This is a genomic window from Planococcus sp. CP5-4_YE (genome assembly GCF_019042655.1).
Lineage (GTDB): Bacteria > Bacillota > Bacilli > Bacillales_A > Planococcaceae > Planococcus.
Genome location: NZ_JAHPZO010000020.1, coordinates 14680 through 37484 on the forward strand (window position 1 = coordinate 14680; position 22805 = coordinate 37484).

Sequence of the window (22805 nt, forward strand, 5' to 3'; positions counted from 1 at the left end):
TCTATTCCCCTTACGCTTCTTCAGTAACGTGCACACGCAATGTCGCGGTTACATCGTGATGCAATTTCACCGGCACATTCGTATAGCCGAGTGCGCGTATTGCATCGTCGAGCTCCATTTTGCGCTTGTCGATTTTATGGCCATGGGTCTTTTCAAGTTCTTTCGCTATTTGCTTGGTTGTGATCGAGCCGAACAAGCGCCCGTCATCACCGGATTTCGCTGTCAGTTCAATCGTTAAAGCTTCCAGTTTTTCTTTCAGCTCTTTCGCTTCATTCAATTCCTGCTCGACTTCCTTTTCCTGCTTTTTCTGCTGGCCGGCGAGTTTGCTCATTGCTGCCTGGTCAGCTTCTACAGCCAAGTTGTTTTTCAACAGGAAGTTATTCGCGTAGCCGTCCGCCACGTTTTTGATATCGCCTTTTTTACCTACATTTTTTACGTCTTTCAAGAAAATTACTTTCATTCTTCAGATCCTCCTCTATCATTTTCGGTTAATACGGTCTTTAATTGCCCGACCGCTTCTTCAAGGCTTGCATCCGGCATTTGCGTGGCCGCGTTCGTTAAATGGCCGCCGCCGCCGAGATTTTCCATAACGACCTGCACGTTGACTTCGCCGAGCGAACGGGCACTGATGCCTACGCCGCCTTCTGTGCGTTCTGCGATGACGAACGACGCGTTGACGTCTTTCATCGTCAGCAGGATATCCGCCGTCTGGGCAATCAGCACGGGGCTGTAGATACGTCCTGGCTCGCCTTTTGCGATGGCGATGCCGTCGCCGACAAATTCCACGCTCTGGACGATTTTCGCCCGCTCGATATACGTCTCGAGGTCTTCTTTCAATAGTCGCTGTACGAGCACGGTATCGGCACCATTCGAGCGCAGATAAGAAGCTGCCTCAAAGGTCCGGGCGCCGGTGCGCAGCGTAAAGCTTTTCGTGTCGACGATGATGCCGGCGAGCATCGCTGTCGCCTCGAGCATCGTCAATTTTTCGTGTTTTGGCTGGTATTCGATCAATTCGGTCACCAGTTCCGCCGTAGACGATGCGTATGGCTCCATATAGACAAGCATTGTGTTGGTGATGAATTCCTCGCCTCTGCGGTGATGGTCGATCAAGATGACGCGCTCCATGCGCTGAAGCAATCGTTCGTCAATGACCATTGATGGTTTGTGCGTATCGACCACAACCAACAAGGAATGCTCGGTCATTTCCGATAATGCCTCTTCCGGGGTAATGAAACGCTCGAACAAGTCCGGATCGCTTTCGATTTCTTCCATCAAGCGCATGACACTGCGGTCGTATTCGTCAAAATCGATGACGATGCGGCCTTTGACGCGGTTCATTTCCGCCATTTTGGCGACGCCGATTGCTGCGCCGATCGAGTCCATATCGGGCATTTTATGGCCCATGACAAAGACTTGGTCACTTTCCTGAATCAAATCGCGGAGTGCATGGGAAATGACGCGTGCGCGCACCCTCGTGCGTTTTTCAACCGGATTGGTTTTGCCTCCATAGAACTTGACCTTGCCGCTCGGATGCTTGATCGCAACTTGGTCGCCGCCGCGCCCAAGCACCAAATCGAGCCCCGATTGCGCCATGGCACCCAGTTCGATCAAGGAAGCGGAACCTGCTCCGACACCGATACTCAATGTCAGCGCCATATTATCTTTCGCCGTCACTTCGCGGATGTCATCGAGCACCGTGAACTTGGTTTCTTCCAATTGCTTCAAGATGGATTCATTAAACACCGCCATAAAGCGGTCTGATGAAACCCGTTTCACAAAAATGCCATTATCGGTTCCCCAACGATTGATCAAGGATGTCACCAGGCTATTTAAATTGCTGCGCACCTGATCGTCCATCCCTTGGGACAATTCATCGTAATTATCGATAAACAGGATACCGATGACGGTCCGGTCCGCATGATACAAAGTTTCAATCTCCACTTGCTCGGTAATATCGAACAAATAGAACAAACGGTCATCCGCACGGTAATAAACGCGGTATTTGCGGCCGCCAAGCGACATAACCATTTCATTCGATTCGGCAGATTTGACCAATTGGTTAAATTCTTCCGTCAAGCTATAAACCGATTCACCAATCAGCGTCTCGTAATCGAGTGCAGAGGTGATATAGGGATTGGCCCATTCGATTTGCTGGTTTTCATTGACCAGCAAAATCCCGATCGGCATCTCGAGCAATGCTTCCTCGCCGACTTTCTTCATCCGGTAGGACAGCGTTTCGATATGCTTCTCAGTCTCTTCATAATTGCGTTTTTCCAGTACCCACGCCGATGTTATCGCCGCCCCGTAAAGGATGGCGAAAATACCCGCGCCCCATTCCGACCAAAGGGAGATGAGGATTACAGCGGCCATTCCTAGAGCCAGCAATGCCAGCAATGGGTATCTTAGATTACGTTTCCTGAAAAAAGCCGACATTTCTCTTCAGCTCCTTACTTTCCTTTAGAGTCATGCGCCCGCTTGATCCAGCCCCGGATGTCGAAGCCGAGATCCAAAATCCCGATGATGCTCGTAAACGACTGCAAAGGAACTGCAAGAACGGTCACAATACCCATCACCCAGCGAGGCCAGCCCTCTTGGTGGATATAAAAATGATAGAACGAGACCCCTTGCAAGAACAGCAGGAACTGCAATAGCATCGAGGCGTTGGCGAAGATCAAATACACCATAGTCCCTTGCTCGAAATCCGATAACAAGGACACTAAAATAACGATTAAGTAGTACCATAATACGCTTTTCGGCAAGCGCATCTCGCGGAATGGCGGGAATTTTGGCACTTCGATCCCGAGCCGTTTCAAAATCGGCAGCAAGATCAGCAACAACACCCATACCGTCGTAAACGTCGTCAAAATCAATAGCGTCGGAAGCAAGGTCTCAAAAGTCAGCATGAACTGCGCCACTAGCTCCTCATACTCTTCCATTGATTCCGAACCGAGCCGCTCAAGCCAAGTGCCCGCCTGTTCATAGGAGCTGCGCATCGTTACCGTGATTTCTTCGAGGAAATTAATTCCTAAAAAGGCGATGGCTGCCACGTATTGTAACATCAATGACACCAACAGCACGATGCTTGAGCCCATGAACATGAACAATTTGCTTTTTTTATAATGGATCGACAGCCCAATCATGAGCCCCAGCGGAATGTGGATCAACGCCAGTGGCAAAGACAGCAATCCGCCGATCAGGAAGCTTAACACGACCCCGACCGCTGCGACCAGCGTCGACGCCTTTGCCGGATACTTGGCGCTATACCAAGCAATCGGCAATGCCAAAAACAAAGTACTGATCAAACTCAGTACCGGTACATATACAGAAATAGCCAATAAGACGGCAAACAGCGCCGTCATCATGGCTCCGTTCGTTAGCTGACTTGTCTTTTGGTTAGGCATATCTGCGTTTTTCATCTTCTTTCGGGTTTATTTCATCCGTATAATTGTACCATGATTCAAGCCCCCGAACAAAAAAGGGAGGTTGTGCCACTGTACACCTAGTTCCCTATTTTGAGAAGAAAAAATGTGCGCCTTTTATGAGCTGCCTGTAGAAAATCATTATCGCTGATTTGGCGGCGGTTGGAAATAGTAGATGGGAATTAAAACGTGGGAATCGATTCTTGGAAGAATATATAAGAAGATAGCGTGAGTTTGCTTGTCGAACTGTTGCAGAATTCTGTTTAAGCCTCATCTTGCAATTCGCCGCCCGGCTTTGGGTTGGCCTCTCGCCATAAGCCAGGAAGAGCACCTGTCTTACGGCATCGGCTCACCCTTGGCGCTGGGCGGCTTGAAGATTTCATTGATTCAGGTGCGTTTAAGTAAATCTGCTTCTTTACCCAGTTGCCGGCTAGTAGGGGAATCGCTTCCCGGGATAAATTTGGAGCAGATAGTGAGAGTTTAGGTGTTGAAGTGCTTCAGCCTGCTATTGATATTTCATCTTGTTATTCGCCGCCCTGCTTTGGGTTGGCCTCTTGCCATAAGCCAGGAAGAGCACCTGTCTTACGGCATCGGCTCACCCCTGGCGCTCGGCGGCTTGAAGATTTCATTGATCGGAATGTGTTTAATCTGATCTACTTCTATACAAGTTGCCGGCTAGTGGGGGAATCGCTTCCTCGGATGTAGCATCTGGCACATTGGTGCTTAAATCGAAAAGCTGAACCAATTAGCCTTTCCATAGTAAAAGTGACTTGAACTACAAAACATGAAGCATTTCCACATTTTGTATCGAGAGAACAGAAAAAGTGTTCTTCCCCTTTTAAACTGGAGACGGAGTGGAAGGGGCCGACTCCGGGAGGATCAGCGAGACAATTGAGACCCTGCAGGAGCGCAGCGACGAAGCGGCTCAATGCGAGCCCTCCGGAAAGCTTGCCCCTGCAACGCAGTCTACTAGCGCAAGCTATTCTACTCATTCAATTAGCTTCCCTCTCATCAATTTCCCGAAGCATATAAAAAAGAGGCCGGTTTCCCGGCCTCTTTGAACAAACTTATTTTTCTTCCGCTACGAACGGTAGAAGTGCCATGATACGAGCGCGTTTAACTGCAATCGTCAAACGACGTTGCCATTTAGCGCTTGTGCCCGTAACACGACGTGGCAAAATTTTGCCTCGCTCAGAAATGAATTTCTTAAGCAAATCAGTGTCTTTGTAGTCGATGCGTGTAATGTTGTTTGAAGTGAAATAACAAACCTTTTTACGCTTCTTGCCTCCGCGACGTGGTGCCATATCGAATTACCTCCCTCATCTTCAGATTTCTATTCGCTGATGGGCGCCTGGTTTAGAACGGCAGATCGTCGTCCGAAACTTCGATCTTCCCGCTTCCGCTTGAAAACGGATCGTCATCTACACGAGTGTTGTTTTGCTGACTTGGACTAGACGGTTGGTTCTGTTGATAAGACGGCTGCTGTCCATACGAGCGATCGTTTGAACGATCCCCAGATCCGGAGTTGGCGCTTTTCGGTTCAAGGAATTGAACGCTGTCTGCCACCACTTCCGTCGTATAAACGCGCTTGCCATCTTGACCCTCGTAGCTGCCAGTCTGAATGCGGCCTTCGACACCGGCGAGACTTCCTTTTTTAAGGAAATTCGCTGTGTTTTCAGCCTGCTTGCGCCAAACGGTACAATTGATAAAATCTGCTTCGCGTTCACCTTGCGCATTGGAGAATGTCCGGTTTACAGCAAGTGTAAAACGAGCCACCGCCGCTCCGCTTGGCGTGTAACGAAGATCAGGATCTTTTGTCAGTCTTCCGACCAATACAACCCGGTTGATCATCAGAATTCAACCTCCTTTTTCAAGTCGTGTATTATCTGTATTCCGCTTACTGCTTATACGTCTAGGCGTACAGCCATGTGGCGGATAATGTCTTCATTGAAGTTCGCAAGACGTGTAAACTCGTTGATAGCTTCTGTCTCAGCATTAGCTTTAACGATCTGGTAGAAACCTTCTTTGAAATCATTGATTTCATAAGCCAGACGGCGTTTACCCCACTCTTTCGACTCGATGATTTCCGCACCGTTTGAAGTTAGGATTTCGCTGAAACGCTCAACTAGCGCTTTCTTAGCGTCCTCTTCAATGTTCGGGCGTACAATGTACATTACTTCATATTCTCTCATCGTATTGTCACCTCCTTATGGACTTGGGCCCTGCTGATTCCAGCGGGCAAGGAGCAAGCAATCATAAATATTACTCACATCAACATATTGTAGCATACGCACAAACTTCCGGCAAGCTGTAATTTAGGCTATACTGGAAGCATCAAAATTCGGGATGTGTTGACAATGGAACCGCACAAAGTGATCAATTTGAACATAGAAGAAATCGCACCAAAAGCATTGTGGTTCAATGTCGTGCTCGTTGTCGGCTTCGCGCTTGCCTATCAGCTGTTCCGCGAGCCGCTCTCTTTCGGCTTTTCGCTGTTCGGCATCCTGTATTTTTTCGGCGGCTACGCGCTGTTGATCGTGCTGCATGAATTATTCCATTTGATCGGCTTTGTCGCCTTCGGTAAAGTACCGGTTTCGTCGCTTCAATACGGCCTCAATTTAAAATTGGGCATCGCTTATGCGACAAGCGACCGGCCTGTGAAAAACCGGGCGATGCGGGCTGTTTTGCTGCTGCCTTTTTGGATGACCGCTGTGTTGCCGACCGTCATCGGCTTCTGGGTCGGCGACCAAGTGCTCGTCCTGCTCGGCGCCATGCTGACGGCTGGTGCGTTCGGCGACTTCCTCATGTACCGTGAATTGCGCAAGGAGCCCAATGATGCATGGATACTGGATGACCCGAAACTCCCCCGCCTCCACGTCTATTCCAGCTACCCGTCGCTAGATGAATGAATGGCAGGATCCGCGTAAATAATAAAAGAAGGCACAGCAGATCTCCTGCTGTGCCTTCTTTTTAATTCTTATCTCGCAAACGACCGCTCCACATCCCATACACCTTCTGGGATATATTCCTTCAGCAAGCGCTCTGCTTTTGCCGTATAGACAATCGCTTGTTTTGGTCCGCGCTCGGTTTTGACCTCAATCGTCAGGCGGTCGTACATGTCTGTTTTTTCGTTCCCCGAGTAATCTTCCAAGTCGTTAATCGCCGGCCATAATACGTCTGGGATCTCATAAAGCTCTCCCTGAATGACATCGTCCCCTGCCAATTCAAGTGCCGGATAACCAAGCCCCGTATCATACAAGCTTCCCGAAATCGTCACATGCTCTTCCACCAATTCCGCTTCTTCCAAATAAAAATGGTATTTGCCGCCTCTTTTCAAAGTTCCATACGCGAATAAATACATTCGTTTCCCTCCTCATAAAAAACCGGGCGCTCAAAAAGCACCCGGTTCGGTATTCTTTGCCAGCCGCCAATTCGTTGTTAATTTGTTTCCGTGGCGATTACTGACAATAAACTATTCGGCATAAGCCTTATACATTGAATCTGAAGAGCATGACATCGCCGTCTTTAACGATGTACTCCTTGCCTTCTTGGCGCACTTTACCGGCTTCTTTTGCCGCTGCCATCGAACCGGCTTCCACCAATTCTTCGTAAGCGACGGTTTCTGCGCGGATAAAGCCGCGTTCGAAGTCGGAGTGGATGATGCCCGCACATTGCGGGGCTTTCATGCCTTTTTTGAACGTCCATGCACGCACTTCCTGCACGCCGGCAGTGAAGTAAGTAGCAAGTCCGAGCAAGTTATAGGCGGCTTTGACCAATTGATCAAGCCCTGACTCTTCGATGCCGAGCTCTTCGAGGAACATTTCTTTTTCCTCGTCGTCAAGCTCTGCCATTTCTTCTTCGATCTTCGCACAGACAACGATGACGTCGGAATCGTGGCCAGCTGCGTAACCGCGGACTTGCTGGACGTATTCGTTGCTCGCTGCATCAGCGATTTCATCTTCCGATACGTTCGCTACATAGAGCATCGGCTTGAGCGTCAACAAATTCAAGCCTTTGGCGATTTTTAGTTCATCTTCTGTGAAGTCGATCGAACGGGCCAATTCGCCGTTCTCGAAAGCTTCGCGAAGTTTCGCCAATACCGGCTCTTCTGCAACAGCGTCTTTGTCTTTTTGCTTCAATAGCTTGGCGTTGCGGCTAATGCGTTTTTCGATGCTTTCCATATCGGCCAAAACCAATTCTAAATTGATGACTTCGATATCGGAAACCGGATCCACCCCGCCAGAAACGTGCGTGATGTTGTCATCAGCAAAGCAACGGACGACTTGCGTAATGGCATCCACTTCGCGGATATGGGCGAGAAATTTATTCCCGAGCCCTTCCCCTTTGCTGGCGCCTTTGACGATGCCGGCAATGTCCGTAAACTCGAACGCCGTCGGAATGGTCTTTTTCGGTTCGACCAATTCCGTCAGTTTATCGAGGCGCTCATCCGGCACTTCGACGATGCCGACGTTTGGATCTATCGTACAGAACGGGTAGTTCGCCGCTTCGGCGCCCGCTTTCGTAATAGCGTTGAATAATGTGGATTTCCCTACGTTTGGTAATCCTACAATCCCTGCAGTTAATGCCAAAGGATTCACGACCTTTCTTTTTCGCTCACAAATTTTGCAACCATTCCATTATAGAAAGAGGAGGCGGAAATGTCCATTCCTCATTCCGCCTCGGCCTTCACCAATACTTTTTTCATTTTTTTATTGAACTCGGCTCGCGGCAGCATGACGCTGTGCTGACAGCCTTCGCATTTGATGCGGATGTCTGCGCCCATGCGGATAATTTTCCAGGCATTCGCCCCGCATGGATGCCCTTTTTTCATTTCGACAATATCATGTAGCCCAAATTCCTTCATTTCCACGGCTGCGTCCCCCCATCATTTATTCGCATTCATTGCGGCTGCATCACCGGGCTCGCGGTGCATGACCACCATGCGAGGATACGGCAATTCGACGCCGCGCTGATCGAGAAACTCTTTCAAGTCACGGCGCATTCTGCGGGATACCGCAAAATGCTGCATCGGCAAAGTTTCCGCCGTCAAGCGCATGACCACTTCCGTCGCTGTCATGTTCTGCACGCCGAGCAATTCGGCCGGGCTGATGACTTCTTCGTAAGTGGGTTGTACCGTTTCCAAAAATTCCAAAATCAGCCGTTCCACTTTTGCCAGGTCGGAATCATGCGAAACGCTTAAATCCACAACCGCGATTGAATTATGAAGCGAGAAATTGACGACTTCCGTGACCATTCCATTCGGGAAGATAAATAGCTCACCGGTCCACGCCTGCACTTTCGTCGTCCGCAAGCCGATTTCCTGGACCGTTCCTTCGGCTTGGTTGATGCGGACATAATCGCCGACTGAAAATTGGTCTTCAAAAATAATAAAGAAGCCGGTAATCACGTCGCGCACCAAGTTCTGGGCACCAAAACCAACAGCTAGGCCGACGACCCCGGCACCGGCGATAATCCCGCTGATGTTGACCGAGAATGCCGCCAGTATGGCAACCATCGCCATGAATCCAATGACGTATGTAACAATGTTTTCCAACAGTTTCGACAAAGTCTGATGACGACGGCCATTCGTTTTGATCGGCCCTCTCAAGCGGACCGAAAACGATTTGCGGATGATGATCCGCATGACGCGTGTCAATATATAGGCACCGACAGCAATTAAAATGACGCGCAGCGCTGTTCCGGAAATATCTAGCCACATTTCCTCATTCAGCAGCTTCGCTGTCATCTGATTCACAAATCTCTCAACAACGCTTCTTTCAAAAAACACGTCTACACCTTCTTTAATTACTTACATCAGATTGAATTTAAACACGGCCGTGACAAGAAACGCAACTACAATGATCCCCGGTAATAAGTTCGCTACACGGATTTTCGTGATGCCCATCAAATTAAGACCGATCGCTGCGATCATGACCCCGCCGGTCGCCGTCATCTCGGTGATGAACAAGTCCAGTGCCGCTTCCGGGATAAGCAAGCTGATCTGCGTCGCGAACAAAGCGATCAAGCCCTGGTAGACAAATACCGGAATCGCCGACAGCATCACCCCGATGCCGAGCGTCGAAGCAAGGATGATCGACGTAAAACCGTCAATGATGCCTTTTGATACGAGAACGCCGTGTTCATTGCTGAGGCCGCTCTCCAATGCGCCAATAATGCCCATCGCGCCGATGACAAAAATCAGCGTCGCTGTGACGAACCCTTGTGCCAGGCTTCCCTGGCTTTCTTTTGTACCGAGTATCCGTTCAATCCAACGGCCGAATGCATTCAATTTGTCTTCGAGCCTCGCCCACTCGCCAATGACCGCACCGAGCACCAGGCTGATGATGACGATGACGAAATTCTGGCTCTCAAAGCCCATCTGTAAGCCCAACACAACGACTACCAGCCCAATGACATACATAACCGTTTCTTTCATCCTATCGGGAATATTGCGCAATGCCCGCCCGATCAGTGTTCCTATGACAATTAATAGCGCGTTGACCAATGTTCCCCAAAGAACCATATTCGAGCCCCTTCCTCTCCATGTTGCGGATTATACAGCGCGCCCGGCTCTTCTCCCTCTTTTCATCAAGTTCCAGAAGCCATCTGTCCTGTTGCCAAGTCCTTATCCTAAGCCACGACTTTCTCCCGCTTCAAAGAAACGCCTATTTCCCGTCTCCGGAAAATAGGCCGTTTTCATACCGATGTAACGGTTCATTTGAATATTTGCCCCGAACACAAAATACACTCTGTGCGGTTAACGGTTTACTTCAGCAAATCCAAGATCCGTTCCAAATCATCTTCTGAGAAAAACTCGATTTCAATCTTGCCTTTGTTCTTCTGTTTTTTGATCTGGACATTCGTGCCGAAACGGTCACGCAGCTCAGATTGTTTTTCTTCTATAAAGATATCTTTTTTCTTTTCCGGTGTTTCACGTGGAACATTGTCATTCAAACGCTGCACCAGGTTCTCCAGCTGACGGACATTCAATCCTTCTTTGACCGCTTTTTGCGCCGTCTCGGAAATATCCTTTTTGCTGCGCAATCCGAGCAAGGTACGCCCGTGCCCCATCGACAGCTTTTTGTCCGAAATGAGCTCGCGCACGTCTTTTGGCAAAGTTAATAGGCGGATATGGTTGGTAATATGCGGGCGGCTTTTGCCAAGCCGGAACGCCAATTGCTCTTGGGTCAAATTCAATGTTTCCATCAGCTTCTGGTAGGCTTCTGCTTCTTCGATCGGCGTCAAATCCTCGCGCTGCAAGTTTTCAAGGATTGCCAGTTCCATCATCTGCTGTTCATTGAAATCTTTGACGATAGCGGGAACTTCCTTCAATTTGCACAGCTTCGCCGCGCGGAATCGACGTTCGCCGACGACCAGTTCGAATTTCGCGCCTTTTTTCCGCACCACGACCGGCTGCAGGATGCCGTGCTCGCGAATCGATTCGGCAAGTTCTTCAAGTGCTTGCTGATCGAACACTTTGCGCGGCTGATGCGGGTTTTCTTTAATATCGGTCAATTTGATCTGCATCACTTTATCCGTTTCGTTGACTGTTTCTCCTGGAAACAACGCGTTGATGCCTTTTCCCAATCCTTTAGCCATTACGAATCACTTCCTTCGCCAATTCTAGATAAACTTCTGCGCCTCTGGACTTCGGATCATAGATGATGATTGGCTCTCCATGACTCGGGGCCTCGCTTAAGCGGACATTGCGTGGAACCACGGTGTCGTAAACTTTATCCTGGAAATATTTCTTCACTTCTTCGATCACTTGCATGCCGAGATTGGTCCGTGCATCGTACATCGTCAACAACACCCCATCGATCATTAGATCGTGGTTCAAGTGTTTTTGGACCAAGCGAACGGTACTCAATAATTGGCTTAAACCTTCTAGAGCATAATATTCACATTGTACTGGAATAATAATTCCGTCTGAAGCGGTTAAAGAATTCAAGGTCAACAGGCCAAGTGATGGCGGACAGTCGATGATGATGTAATCGTATAAGTCCTTCACTTCTGCTAAGGCATTTTTCAGCCGTGCTTCGCGGGAGATGGTGGAAACCAATTCAATTTCAGCACCCGCTAGTGAAATCGTCGCCGGTACCACATGAAGATTTTCGACTTTCGTCTCCATGATCGTGTCTTTAACATCCACATCGTCAATAAGAATTTCATAGATGCATTGATCGACATCGCCTTTATTGACGCCGACGCCGCTCGTCGCATTGCCTTGTGGATCGATATCTATTAACAGCACTTTCTTGCCTAAGTATGCAAGACATGCGCTTAAATTAACTGATGAAGTTGTTTTTCCTACACCGCCCTTTTGATTGGCGATGGCAATCGTTCTACCCACACGTGCACCAACTTTCTTCGATACTGTCTTTATTTTACTGCGGAAACACTTTTATAGCTATCCGCGACAGCTTCCATTTCTATATTGTATCAAATTTCCTGTTTCATAGAGATAAATCCGCCAAAAAAAGCCCTTTCCTCAACGGAAAGAGCGATTATGGGCGTTTTTTCGGAATTTTCACGGTAATTTGGTAATAATCCTCGTGTTCTTCCTCTTGTGTATCCAGCTTGATGCCGCTTTTTTTGACCATCGACAACGACTCTTTGATGGTATTCATCGCAATGCGCATATCCCGGCTGACAGCTTTTCGACGTTTCTTCGGCTTTTTCGGAACTTCTTCCGTCAAGTTTCTGATGCGTTCTTCCAGCTCTTTAACGTTAAGCCCTTCCTCCAATAGCTGTTCAAGCAACTGTTGCTGGAGTTCAAGGTCTTTTACCGGCAGCAAAGCACGGGCATGGCGTTCAGTGATGCTCCGTGTAAGAAGCGCTTGCTGGACGGCTTCCGGCAGTTTTAACAGCCGCAGTTTATTGGCGACAGCTGATTGGCTTTTGCCGAGCCGCTGAGCCAAAGCCTCTTGGGTGATCTCCTGGATTTGCAGCAGATTGGAATAGGCATGCGCCTCTTCAATCGCCGTCAATTCTTCACGCTGGAGGTTCTCGATCAACGCGATCGACGCCGTTTCTTTATCGCTCATTTGACGGAAAATCGCCGGAACTTCCTCCCAACCGAGAGATGTCATCGCGCGGAAGCGCCGTTCTCCTGCAATGATTTCATAAAATCCTTCCTGCTGCGAATCTCTGACGACGATCGGCTGAATGACGCCGTGGACGTGGATCGTCCTTGCCAACTCTTCGATTTTTTCCTCGTCAAAAACGGTCCGCGGCTGGAATTGGTTGGCATGGATCTTAGCCAGCGGTATTTTCACCACTTCTTCCGAAGAGTGGCTTGAAGCTTCTGCTGTTGCTGCATCGTTTGCTTTATCTCCGCCTCCAAAAAGACGGGCAAAGGGACTTTTCATGCTCAGGCACCACCTTATTAAAACTTGCTCTTGTTGTTTCAGTTCAAAGACGTATTTACAATCCCATATGTTCCACGTGAAACATTAGCTGATCGGCGATTTGTTCGGCATACCCGCTTTTCTCGGATATTTCTTCGGCGTTGCTTTGAATTTCCGGAAAACTTGGATATGCCGTTCGCTTTCTTCCACTGGCAAGAGGAATGAATACACGGATTCTTGCTTCACTCCAAGCACTTTGAGTGCCTTATCCGCATCTTTCAGTTCATCGGGCGCGGATGCAGCTTTCATTGCGGCAAAAGCCCCTCCTTGTTTGACGAGCGGCACACAAAGTTCAGCAAGGACAGACAGTCTTGCTACAGCTCGGGCGGTTACGATATCGTAGCTCTCCCGGCGCTGTGACTGGCCGAAATCTTCTGCGCGCGAGTGGATGAAAGAAACTTTGTCCAACCCTAGGGCTTCACTCAAATGATTCAAGAATTGGATCCGTTTGTTCAATGAATCGACAATCGTCACTTCGATATGCGGGAAGCAGATTTTTAGCGGGATGCTCGGGAAGCCAGCCCCTGCCCCGACGTCACATAATGACAGCGGCTTGGTGAAATCCATGTAAAAGGCGGCACTGATGGAATCATAGAAATGTTTTAAATAGACATCTTCCTGCTCCGTGATGGCCGTCAAATTCATTTTCTCGTTCCATTCGACGAGTTCCTTGTAATAGATGCGAAATTGTTCCAACTGGCGCTCCGAAAGTTCGATGCCTTGTTGTTTCAATGCTTGCGCAAATTGCTGTTCGTTCACTGTATGCCCCCCTCTCACCTGTCTCACCGCAGATCTGCGGGAGCGGGATTAGCGTTTTCTTTATGTAAAAGCAAATGGGCTGGCGGATACCAGCCCATTTCGAGTTCTGTTATATGCTGGCGGCGATGCCGCCCAATGAGCTCAAATCCCAACTAGACTTTTGCGATTCTTCCTTGTTCAATATACACCAATAAAATCGAAATGTCAGCAGGGTTCACACCGGAAATGCGTGTCGCTTGCGCAATCGATAACGGCTGCACTTCTTTCAGTTTGCCGCGCGCTTCCGTCGCAAGTCCTGAAATGGCATCGTAATCGATGTTTTCGGGAATCTTTTTGTTTTCCATTTTCTTCAGCTTGTCGACTTGCTGAAGAGATTTTTCAATATAGCCTTCGTATTTCACATGGATCTCGACTTGCTCTTTCACTTCGTCGCTCAGCGCGATGTCGGATTCAGTCAAGGACGCGATCATGTCGTAATTCATTTCCGGGCGCTTCAACAGGTCGGCTGCGCGGATGCCATCTTTCAGCTCGCTGCCGCCTGCATTGCGAATCGCTTCTTGCGTTTGTTCGTTCGGCTTGATGATGATGCCGCGCAGGCGCTTGATTTCGTCTTCAATATGGTCTTTTTTCTCAAGAAAGCGTGCATAACGCTCTTCTGTGATCATTCCGAGCTGATAGCCGAGTTCCGTCAAACGCAAATCTGCGTTATCGTGGCGCAGCAATAAGCGATATTCCGCACGGGATGTCAGCAAGCGGTAAGGTTCGCTCGTGCCTTTCGTGACCAAATCGTCGATCAAGACGCCGATATAGGCATCCGAACGGCTGAGGATGACTTCTTCTTTGCCGAGCACTTTCGCCGCGGCGTTAATGCCCGCCATCAGCCCTTGCCCTGCTGCTTCTTCATAGCCGGACGTGCCGTTGATTTGTCCTGCTGTATAAAGGTTGGTGAGTTGTTTGGATTCAAGCGTCGGCCATAATTGCGTCGGCACGATGGCATCGTATTCGATGGCATAACCTGAACGCATCATATCGGCCTTCTCAAGCCCTGGAATCGATTCGAGCAGCTTGCGCTGAACGTGTTCCGGCAAACTCGTGGAAAGGCCTTGTACGTAAACCTCGCGCGTTGATCTTCCTTCCGGCTCCAGGAAGATCTGGTGGCGCGGCTTGTCGCTGAAACGGACGATTTTGTCTTCGATCGATGGGCAATACCGCGGTCCTGTACCTTTTGCCATACCCGAATACATCGGCGACAAATGCAAGTTCTCATCAATGATTTGATGCGTTTCGCTCGTCGTATACGTCAGCCAGCACGGCATTTGATCCATGATGAATTCCGTCGTTTCAAAGCTGAACGCGCGCGGCACATCGTCTCCCGGCTGGATTTCCGTTTTCGAGTAGTCGATGCTGTTGCTGTTAATGCGCGGTGGTGTACCGGTCTTGAAACGCACCGTCTCAAAGCCGAGCTGCTCCAGATTTTCCGCCAATTTAATGGACGGCTGCTGGTGGTTCGGCCCGCTTGAGTAGCGCAAATCGCCGATGATGATTTCTCCGCGCAGGAAGGTTCCAGTCGTAATGACCACCGTTTCCGCGCGGTAAATGCCGCCTACTTGTGTAATGAGGCCTTTGACTTCCCCATCTTCAACGATCAACTCTTCTGCGATGCCTTGGTGCAAGCTCAAGTTTTCCTGCTCTTCCATCAAGCGCTTCATTTCTTGCTGGTAAAGTACTTTATCGGCTTGAGCACGCAATGCGCGGACAGCCGGCCCTTTGGCGGTGTTGAGCATTCTCATTTGAATATGCGTTTTATCGATGACACGGCCCATTGCCCCGCCCATTGCATCTATTTCACGTACCACGATGCCTTTTGCCGGCCCGCCGATTGACGGGTTGCAGGGCATAAAGGCAATCATATCGAGATTCATCGTCAACACAAGCGTTTTAGCGCCCATGCGTGCAGAAGCGAGTGCCGCTTCCGCTCCGGCATGGCCTGCGCCTACAACGATGACATCGAACGTGCCTGCTTCGTATTGTGGCATGTTCGTTCAGTCCCTTCAAAAATTTATTTTCCTAGGCAAAATTGCGAGAATAATTGGTTCAATAAGCCGTCATCTGCTGTATCGCCGATGATCTCCCCGAGAATTTCCCATGTACGGGTCACATCGATTTGGATCATATCGACCGGCACGTCCATTTCGGCGGCTGAAATCGCATCCGAAATCGTTTGATGCGCTTGGTGCAAGAGTGAAATATGGCGCACGTTGGAGACATAGGTCATGTCCCCTGCCTCGATTTCCCCTTCAAAGAACAATTCGGCGATCGCTTCCTCGAGCTGGTCGATGCCTTCTTCTTCAATTAAAGAAGTCGTCACGAGACGTGTATCGCTGGTCAGTTCCTTTACTTGATCCAAGTCGATCTGTTGCGGCAAGTCGGTCTTGTTGATGACGACGATGTAATTCATGTCGCGGACCGCTTCGAATAATAAGAGGTCTTCTTCGGTCAATTTCTCTGCGTAATTCAATACGTAGAGAATCAAATCGGCTTCCTTCAGTACTTTGCGCGAGCGTTCGACACCGATTCGCTCAACAATGTCCTCTGTTTCCCGGATGCCTGCCGTATCAACGAGACGCAGCGGCACGCCGCGGACATTGACATATTCTTCGATGATGTCGCGCGTCGTTCCAGCGATTTCTGTGACAATGGCTTTGTTTTCCTGGACCAAGCTATTCAATAGCGACGATTTCCCGACATTCGGGCGGCCGATGATGACGGTCGATAAGCCCTCCCTCAAAATCTTGCCTTGCTGGGAAGTTTGGAGCAATTTAGCGATTTCCGATTGCACCCATTGCGCTTTTTCGAGCATCATCGGGCGTGTCATTTCTTCCACATCATCATACTCGGGATAATCGATGTTCACTTCCATCTGTGCGATCGATTCCAATAGCGCCTGGCGCAGCGAACTGATGAGGCGGGACAAACGCCCTTCCATTTGCGTCAGCGCTACGTCCATGGCACGGTCCGTTTTCGCGCGGATCAAGTCCATCACAGCCTCTGCTTGGGACAAATCGATGCGCCCATTTAGGAATGCGCGCTTGGTGAATTCGCCTGGCTCTGCAAGTCGTGCACCGGCTCTTAAAGCGAGTGACAATACACGATTGACCGATACGATGCCGCCGTGGCAATTAATCTCCACGACATCTTCACGGGTAAATGTTTTCGGTGCTCTCATCAATGCGACCATTACTTCTTCCGCTATTTCTTTCGTTGCGGGATCTTCGATATGGCCGTAATGGATGGTATGGCTCGCCTGGTCAGCGAGTGCTTTACTGCCCGGCGCACGGAACAACCGGTTTGCGATGGCTACCGCTTCCGGCCCGCTCAAACGGACGATGGCGATAGCCCCTTCACCGCTTGGCGTGGAAATCGCGGCGATCGTATCGAATTCCATCATGATGCTGTTTCCTCCTCTTGCAATAAAATACCGAGGGCGAACAAATTGACGTTGCCCACAGCATGCTTTTATGGGTTAAAACAGTTGTCCACATGTGGACAACTGGCAAAATACGCGTGGCTGTACAACGTACAACAATAACACAAAATGCATAAAATCGAAAGATGCAGCGCTCGTTTTTGGTATTTTTTTCAGGTTCACTGCGCAAATATGATATGCATAAATATACATCTGTAAAACAGCCGCTTTTGTGTTTCATTCCATAAAAAATGCCCGCTGGCGTCACGTGAATGACGCCAGCGGGCATTTTCTTCAATTATTTATGCGGTTCAATGACCAAATAGCGGTTCGGATCTTTGCCTTCCGAATAAGTATCGATATCAAATCGCCGCGACAGCGCTTGATGAATCACTTTCCGCTCATAGGACGGCATCGGTTCGAATTGGACACGGTTTCCGGTACGGATCGCTTTGTCTGCCATCCGGTCCGCCAATTGTTCTAAGGTTTCCTGGCGGCGCTCCCGGTAATTCTCTGCATCCAACTCGACGATCATGAATTGTTCAGCGTGGCGATTCGCCACCAATTGCGCCAATTGCTGGAGTGAATTCAAGGTCTGCCCTCTTTTGCCGATGAGCATTGCCACTTTTTCGCTTTCCAGTTTAAAACGCACCGTTTTGCCTTGTTTTTCATGCGCAACGGTCAAATCATCGATCTTCATGCCTTTTGCAACGTCTTTTAAATAGGTTTTCGTTTCTTCGATCGCTTTATCATTCGAAGGTTTCGCTGCAGATTGTGCAGCCGATCCGCCGAAATCCGGTTCTTCTCCCTCTTCTACTGGAGCTGATGGCATCTCTGCCGCAATCTCTTCTTCAGAAGGTTTGGCGCTATCCGCTTGTTCCGGCGTTTTTTCCATCTGCTGCGGCGCCTTTTCAGTTTCTGGCTGTCCCGATTCCATCACTGTGACTTCAACTTCCGCATCTTTAGCACCGAATCCGAAAAACCCCTTTTTTCCTTCTTCGATGACGCGGATCGTCACTTCGTCCCGTGATTTGTTCAGTTTTTCCAGCGCGTTTTCAATCGCTTCTTCGACCGTTTTCCCCATTTGTGTAAGATGCTTCACTTTTTAGCCCCTCCTGTTTTCGTTTTAACAGGCTGTTTCACTTCTTTCTTTTCCCATGGACGGTAAATGAACATGTTTTGGATAAGCGAGATGATGTTCCCGATTACCCAGTAAAGTGTCAATGCGGACGGCAAGATAATCCCGAACCCGGCAATCATGACCGGCATGAAATACATCATTGCCTTCATTTGCGGGTTGTCCATCGCAGGGCCCGTACGCAGAACGATCAATTGCATGACACCAGCTGTAACGGCCAGGATAATGCTCGGTTCTGCCAGCGGGAAGATCAAAAATGTGCCAAGATCGATTTCAGGCGTTGCATTCATACGGCTGATCGCATGATAGAAACCGATCAGAATCGGCATCTGAATGACAACCGGCAAACAGCCGGCCATTGGATTGACGCCTTTTTCCTGGAACATCGCCATCATTTCCTGCTGATATTTCTGCTGGGTGACGGCGTCTTTCGATTTATATTTCTCTTTTAACTTAGCCAGTTCAGGCTGAATTTCCTGCATGCGTTTCGAACTTTTCGTCTGCTTGATCATCAATGGCAATAAGGCTAAACGGATGAGAATCGTTACTGCAATGATCCCGAATCCATAAGTACCTAGGAAATCCTTAAAGAATACGATGATCGATACTAACGGCCAAACGACAAACTCATTCCAAAATCCTTCGCTTTGGTCGCTGATCGGCTGATCAAACTCCATACAGCCCGACAATAAGAGGGCAACAGCCACCAAGGCGAAGAGCAATCCTGTTCTCTTCTTCACTTTGCTTCCTCCAAACTCTATTCAATTACTTCCTATAATAACATCCGGATCGATCCGGCATCTACTTCTTCGGCAAAGCGCGTGCAATCTTCAGCACATGTTCCAGACTTTTCTTGCTTTCATGAAAATCTAAATTGGCCGCCTGTGGTCGGGCGATGATAATGTAATCCGCGTTCGGCAGGAGATCATCCTTCAATTCCAAGAAGGCTTGGCGGATATAGCGCTTGACGCGGTTTCTAGCGACCGCATTGCCGACTTTTTTGCTGACGGAAAGGCCCAGGCGAAATTCCTCCTGTTGCTCGCCTTTCAGCAAATACACAATGAATTGCCGATTCGCAAATGATTTTCCTTTTTTGAAAACGCGCTGAAACTCCGTATTCTTCTTGATCCGCTGCTGCTTATTCATTTTTTCACCTGCTACTTGCTTATTTTGATGCATTTTCGCTTAAATCCGGCGAAAAAGAAAAAAAAAGACCACTGATGCGGTCAGTGGACTTTAAGCTGATAGTACTTTTCTTCCTTTACGGCGACGGGCAGCGATAACGCGACGTCCGTTCTTTGTGCTCATGCGTGCTCTGAAGCCGTGCACTTTGCTGTGTTTGCGTTTATTTGGTTGGTATGTGCGCAATGTCATGACCTTACACCTCCTATATAAAAGTTAACTATTTTCTAAAGACAGTCTCGACTATTATAAGGGCGCTAGCTTGTCTATGTCAATCATTTCTTTTAAATGCAAGAGATCCGCCAGGCAATCCGCAAAGGAAAGTTATACACAGACGGAGAGGATCTTCGGTGAACTTCCTGTGATCTCATTTTTCGCGAAAATGATTTATCCACATGCCTTATCGACAGGTTTTTCACATAGGAACTGCCTGTGGATATCAAAAATGTGCACAAAGCGCGCCATGTGGATAAGTGAAAGAAATGCTTGTAATGTCTATCGTTTTTTGATAACATTGTTTTGTTTTCACTTGTTAACAATTTCTATCCCGAAATAGTTATCCACATATTGTGGGTAAGGTGTGGATAGTTTTCCCCAAGCCTGTTTATAGATCTTATCCACAGGCTGTGGTTTTGTGTATGGTATACTGTAAAAAATATTTACCTATAAAGGAGATACGCTATTGGAACACTTAGACGAAATTTGGTCGAGTGTCTTAGCCCAAGTCGAGAAAAGAATCTCCAAGCCCAGTTTTGAAACTTGGCTCAAATCTACCAAGCTCTTGTCCTATAAAGAAGATACTGTCACCATTTCAGCCCCAAATTCATTTGCGCGCGACTGGCTTGAAAACCATTATGTGCACTTGATTACCGGCATTTTGACAGATCTGACAGGGGACGAAGCGCTTATTAAATTTGTGGTGCCAAAAGATCAGGATATGGATGATTTCCAGCTTCCCGCTCCCCGTGTCAAACCGGGGCAGACGGAGCAACAAGAGTTTTTGCCGGGCATGCTCAACCCGAAATACACCTTTGACACATTCGTCATCGGTTCCGGCAACCGCTTTGCACATGCTGCATCGCTGGCTGTCGCCGAAGCACCGGCAAAAGCTTATAACCCGCTTTTCATCTATGGAGGCGTAGGACTTGGCAAGACCCACCTTATGCATGCAATCGGACATTATGTCATTGAACACAACCCTGACGCCAAAGTAGTTTATTTGTCGTCGGAAAAATTCACTAACGAGTTCATCAACTCGATCCGTGACAACCAAACCGTTGATTTCCGCAATAAATACCGCAATGTCGATATTTTGCTCATTGACGATATTCAATTTTTAGCCGGAAAAGAGCAGACACAGGAAGAATTCTTCCATACATTCAACACGCTGCACGAAGAATCCAAGCAGATCATCATCTCCAGTGACCGGCCGCCAAAAGAGATTCCGACACTCGAAGATCGCTTGAGGTCGCGCTTTGAGTGGGGATTGATCACCGATATCACGCCGCCTGACCTGGAAACACGGATTGCCATTTTGCGCAAAAAAGCCAAAGCGGACGGCCTGGACATTCCGAACGATGTCATGACCTATATCGCCAATTCAATCGATTCCAACATCCGCGAGCTCGAAGGCGCCTTGATCCGCGTCGTCGCTTATTCCTCCCTGATTAACAGGGACATGAGCGCAGAGCTTGCAGCAGAAGCCTTGAAAGACATCATGCCGAACTCCAAGCCGAAAGTGATCACCATCTTGGATATACAAAACGCAGTCGGCGAACAGTTCAACGTTAAATTGGATGATTTCAAAACAAAGCGCCGCACGAAGGATATTGCGTATCCACGTCAAATCGCGATGTACTTATCGCGCGAAATGACAGATTTTTCATTGCCAAAAATCGGCGAGGAATTCGGCGGTCGCGATCACACGACGGTCATCCATGCACACGAAAAAATCAACACGATGCTGAAAGAGAACCAGCAGCTTCAGCAGGATATTAAAGAAATTCGATCCGCACTCGGGAAATAAGTCTGTGGATAACCGCCGATTTTCTTAAGCAGTTTATGCACAGTTTGTCTACATGTGGATAAACTGCTTTGATTGCTTATTTAGGGCTTATCCACATATTCACAGCCCCTACTACTATTACTGTCTTTAAGTACTAATAACTAAAATATATATATATAAGCGAGGTTCGAGAATGAAATTCGAGATAAAACGTGAGCGATTAGTTGAAGGTTTAAACGATGTAATGAAAGCAGTCAGTTCAAAAACAACGATTCCGATTTTGACTGGGATCAAGATGGATGTTTCTACAGAAGGAATGAGATTGACAGGAAGCGACTCAGATATCACGATCCAGACCTTCATTCCTGCAGAAGAGGATGGAAAGCAACTGATCGACGTCACTGAAGGCGGAAGCATCGTCCTTCAGGCAAAAGTATTCGGAGAAATCGTCCGCAAATTGCCGACTAATGAAGTCGAAATCGAAATCAACGGCAATTTCCAGACGCATATCCGTTCAGGAAAATCCGAATTCCACTTGATTGGGCTTGACGCAATGGATTATCCACAATTGCCAGATATCCAAGATGACCGCCTGTTCACGATCCCAGCCGATCTGTTGAAAACCATCAATAGAGAAACGGTATTTGCCGTGTCGAGTTCTGAAACACGTCCGGTACTCACTGGCGTCCATTGGGAAGTTAAAGATGGAGAGCTGGTCTGTGTCGCAACGGACAGCCACCGCCTAGCACGCCGCAAAACGAAACTCGAAACTTTGCCAGAAGGGGAGTACAGTGTCGTCATTCCAGGAAAAAGCTTGAATGAATTGAACAAAATCCTTGATGACACATCCGATCCGGTTGAAATCGTCATGACCAATCAACAAGTGTTGTTCAAATCGAAGCACATCTTGTTCTTCTCTCGTCTATTGGAAGGCAACTATCCAGATACGTCGCGCCTGATTCCGTCTGAATACAAAACGACTGTGACAGTTAACGGCCGTTCATTGCTTCAGGCAATCGACCGTGCATCACTTCTAGCGCGTGAAGAACGCAACAACGTCGTGCGTTTCTCTACAAACGAAGGCAGCGAAGTAGAAGTCTCCTCGAATTCCCCAGAAGTCGGGAAAGTGGAAGAGCAATTGCAAGCACAAAGCGTGGACGGCGAAGAGCTGAAGATTTCTTTCAGCGCGAAGTTCATGATGGATGCCTTGAAAGCGATCGACGGGCAAGATGTCGTCATCCAGTTCACTGGAGCGATGCGCCCATTCATCTTAAAATCGGCCTTGGACGACTCAATTTTGCAGTTGATCCTTCCTGTCCGGACATATTAATTAGCACTAAAACCCTCAGGATAGCCCATAAAGGCTATCCTTTTTACTTATGGGGGCAAATAGGGTAAAATAAAGGGATAGACTACGAATCGAAGG

24 protein-coding genes are annotated in these 22805 nt (G+C 48.4%); 3 read left to right on the plus strand and 21 right to left on the minus strand.

The window, feature by feature from the left end; all coding sequences use genetic code 11:
* Window positions 1-10: 10 nt before the first annotated feature.
* The 6 genes from rplI to rpsF all read right to left on the minus strand — a co-directional run bounded on the left by rplI (window position 11) and on the right by rpsF (window position 5611).
* Window positions 11-460: a 50S ribosomal protein L9 gene (gene rplI / locus KTG14_RS16030; RefSeq protein WP_068459461.1), complete on the minus strand. Its 450-nt coding sequence runs from the start codon at window positions 458-460 to the stop codon at window positions 11-13.
* Window positions 457-2433, minus strand: a complete 1977-nt coding sequence (locus tag KTG14_RS16035; protein WP_216971836.1) for a DHH family phosphoesterase — start codon at window positions 2431-2433, stop codon at window positions 457-459. Before KTG14_RS16035 ends, rplI begins: the two co-directional genes overlap by 4 nt.
* Before the next feature lie 14 nt (window positions 2434-2447).
* Window positions 2448-3401, minus strand: coding sequence for a YybS family protein (locus KTG14_RS16040; RefSeq protein WP_216971837.1), 954 nt, complete (start codon window positions 3399-3401; stop codon window positions 2448-2450).
* A gap of 1085 nt (window positions 3402-4486) precedes the next feature.
* Entirely contained in the window at window positions 4487-4723 is a 237-nt protein-coding gene (rpsR, locus tag KTG14_RS16045) for a 30S ribosomal protein S18 (protein ID WP_058382282.1), read from the minus strand.
* Between the two features lie 52 nt (window positions 4724-4775).
* Window positions 4776-5270, minus strand: coding sequence for a single-stranded DNA-binding protein (gene ssb, locus KTG14_RS16050; protein WP_058382281.1), 495 nt, complete (start codon window positions 5268-5270; stop codon window positions 4776-4778).
* A 53-nt stretch (window positions 5271-5323) separates the two neighbouring features.
* Entirely contained in the window at window positions 5324-5611 is a 288-nt protein-coding gene (gene rpsF / locus KTG14_RS16055; protein ID WP_068459466.1) for a 30S ribosomal protein S6, read from the minus strand.
* Window positions 5612-5776: 165 nt separating this feature from the next.
* Between rpsF and KTG14_RS16060 the strand changes: the two genes are divergently transcribed.
* Complete coding sequence (locus KTG14_RS16060) at window positions 5777-6328, plus strand: DUF3267 domain-containing protein (protein WP_216971838.1); 552 nt, start codon at window positions 5777-5779, stop codon at window positions 6326-6328.
* Window positions 6329-6396: 68 nt separating this feature from the next.
* Here the strand turns inward: KTG14_RS16060 and KTG14_RS16065 are convergent, their stop codons facing one another.
* The 15 genes from KTG14_RS16065 to rpmH form a co-directional block, all read right to left on the minus strand.
* Window positions 6397-6780, minus strand: coding sequence for a gamma-glutamylcyclotransferase family protein (locus tag KTG14_RS16065; protein WP_216971839.1), 384 nt, complete (start codon window positions 6778-6780; stop codon window positions 6397-6399).
* A gap of 127 nt (window positions 6781-6907) precedes the next feature.
* Window positions 6908-8008, minus strand: coding sequence for a redox-regulated ATPase YchF (gene ychF, locus KTG14_RS16070; protein ID WP_216971840.1), 1101 nt, complete (start codon window positions 8006-8008; stop codon window positions 6908-6910).
* An 80-nt stretch (window positions 8009-8088) separates the two neighbouring features.
* On the minus strand, window positions 8089-8283 hold the full coding sequence (locus tag KTG14_RS16075; protein WP_254178213.1) for a DUF951 domain-containing protein: 195 nt from the start codon (window positions 8281-8283) through the stop codon (window positions 8089-8091).
* A 21-nt stretch (window positions 8284-8304) separates the two neighbouring features.
* Window positions 8305-9165 carry a mechanosensitive ion channel family protein gene (locus tag KTG14_RS16080; RefSeq protein WP_216971853.1) on the minus strand — a complete coding sequence of 287 codons (861 nt, stop codon included), beginning with the start codon at window positions 9163-9165 and terminating at the stop codon, window positions 8305-8307.
* A gap of 63 nt (window positions 9166-9228) precedes the next feature.
* Window positions 9229-9942 carry a DUF554 domain-containing protein gene (locus KTG14_RS16085; RefSeq protein ID WP_216971841.1) on the minus strand — a complete coding sequence of 238 codons (714 nt, stop codon included), beginning with the start codon at window positions 9940-9942 and terminating at the stop codon, window positions 9229-9231.
* A 242-nt stretch (window positions 9943-10184) separates the two neighbouring features.
* Window positions 10185-11018 carry a ParB/RepB/Spo0J family partition protein gene (locus KTG14_RS16090; RefSeq protein ID WP_211655704.1) on the minus strand — a complete coding sequence of 278 codons (834 nt, stop codon included), beginning with the start codon at window positions 11016-11018 and terminating at the stop codon, window positions 10185-10187.
* Window positions 11011-11772: a ParA family protein gene (locus KTG14_RS16095; protein WP_068459477.1), complete on the minus strand. Its 762-nt coding sequence runs from the start codon at window positions 11770-11772 to the stop codon at window positions 11011-11013. The genes KTG14_RS16090 and KTG14_RS16095 overlap by 8 nt, the downstream gene beginning before the upstream one ends.
* A 154-nt stretch (window positions 11773-11926) precedes the next feature.
* Window positions 11927-12790 (minus strand): nucleoid occlusion protein, encoded by an 864-nt coding sequence (noc, locus tag KTG14_RS16100; RefSeq protein ID WP_216971842.1) that lies wholly within the window; start codon window positions 12788-12790, stop codon window positions 11927-11929.
* A gap of 84 nt (window positions 12791-12874) precedes the next feature.
* Entirely contained in the window at window positions 12875-13588 is a 714-nt protein-coding gene (gene rsmG / locus KTG14_RS16105) for a 16S rRNA (guanine(527)-N(7))-methyltransferase RsmG (RefSeq protein WP_216971843.1), read from the minus strand.
* Between the two features lie 152 nt (window positions 13589-13740).
* Complete coding sequence (gene mnmG, locus KTG14_RS16110; protein WP_216971844.1) at window positions 13741-15624, minus strand: tRNA uridine-5-carboxymethylaminomethyl(34) synthesis enzyme MnmG; 1884 nt, start codon at window positions 15622-15624, stop codon at window positions 13741-13743.
* A 23-nt stretch (window positions 15625-15647) separates the two neighbouring features.
* Window positions 15648-17033 carry a tRNA uridine-5-carboxymethylaminomethyl(34) synthesis GTPase MnmE gene (gene mnmE, locus KTG14_RS16115; protein WP_216971854.1) on the minus strand — a complete coding sequence of 462 codons (1386 nt, stop codon included), beginning with the start codon at window positions 17031-17033 and terminating at the stop codon, window positions 15648-15650.
* Between the two features lie 319 nt (window positions 17034-17352).
* Window positions 17353-18156: an RNA-binding cell elongation regulator Jag/EloR gene (gene jag / locus KTG14_RS16120; RefSeq protein ID WP_216971845.1), complete on the minus strand. Its 804-nt coding sequence runs from the start codon at window positions 18154-18156 to the stop codon at window positions 17353-17355.
* Window positions 18153-18932, minus strand: a complete 780-nt coding sequence (yidC, locus tag KTG14_RS16125) for a membrane protein insertase YidC (RefSeq protein WP_216971846.1) — start codon at window positions 18930-18932, stop codon at window positions 18153-18155. Before yidC ends, jag begins: the two co-directional genes overlap by 4 nt.
* Before the next feature lie 61 nt (window positions 18933-18993).
* On the minus strand, window positions 18994-19338 hold the full coding sequence (rnpA, locus tag KTG14_RS16130) for a ribonuclease P protein component (protein WP_211655710.1): 345 nt from the start codon (window positions 19336-19338) through the stop codon (window positions 18994-18996).
* Window positions 19339-19428: 90 nt separating this feature from the next.
* Entirely contained in the window at window positions 19429-19566 is a 138-nt protein-coding gene (gene rpmH, locus KTG14_RS16135; RefSeq protein WP_033544046.1) for a 50S ribosomal protein L34, read from the minus strand.
* A gap of 490 nt (window positions 19567-20056) precedes the next feature.
* Here rpmH and dnaA point away from each other — a divergent pair, with 490 nt between their 5' ends.
* Together dnaA and dnaN are read left to right on the plus strand one after the other, a co-directional pair.
* The gene (dnaA, locus tag KTG14_RS16140; protein WP_216971847.1) at window positions 20057-21400 is read left to right on the plus strand and encodes a chromosomal replication initiator protein DnaA; all 1344 of its coding nucleotides are present in this window, start codon (window positions 20057-20059) and stop codon (window positions 21398-21400) included.
* A 172-nt stretch (window positions 21401-21572) separates the two neighbouring features.
* On the plus strand, window positions 21573-22709 hold the full coding sequence (gene dnaN, locus KTG14_RS16145; RefSeq protein WP_216971848.1) for a DNA polymerase III subunit beta: 1137 nt from the start codon (window positions 21573-21575) through the stop codon (window positions 22707-22709).
* The last annotated feature ends 96 nt before the right edge of the window (window positions 22710-22805 follow it).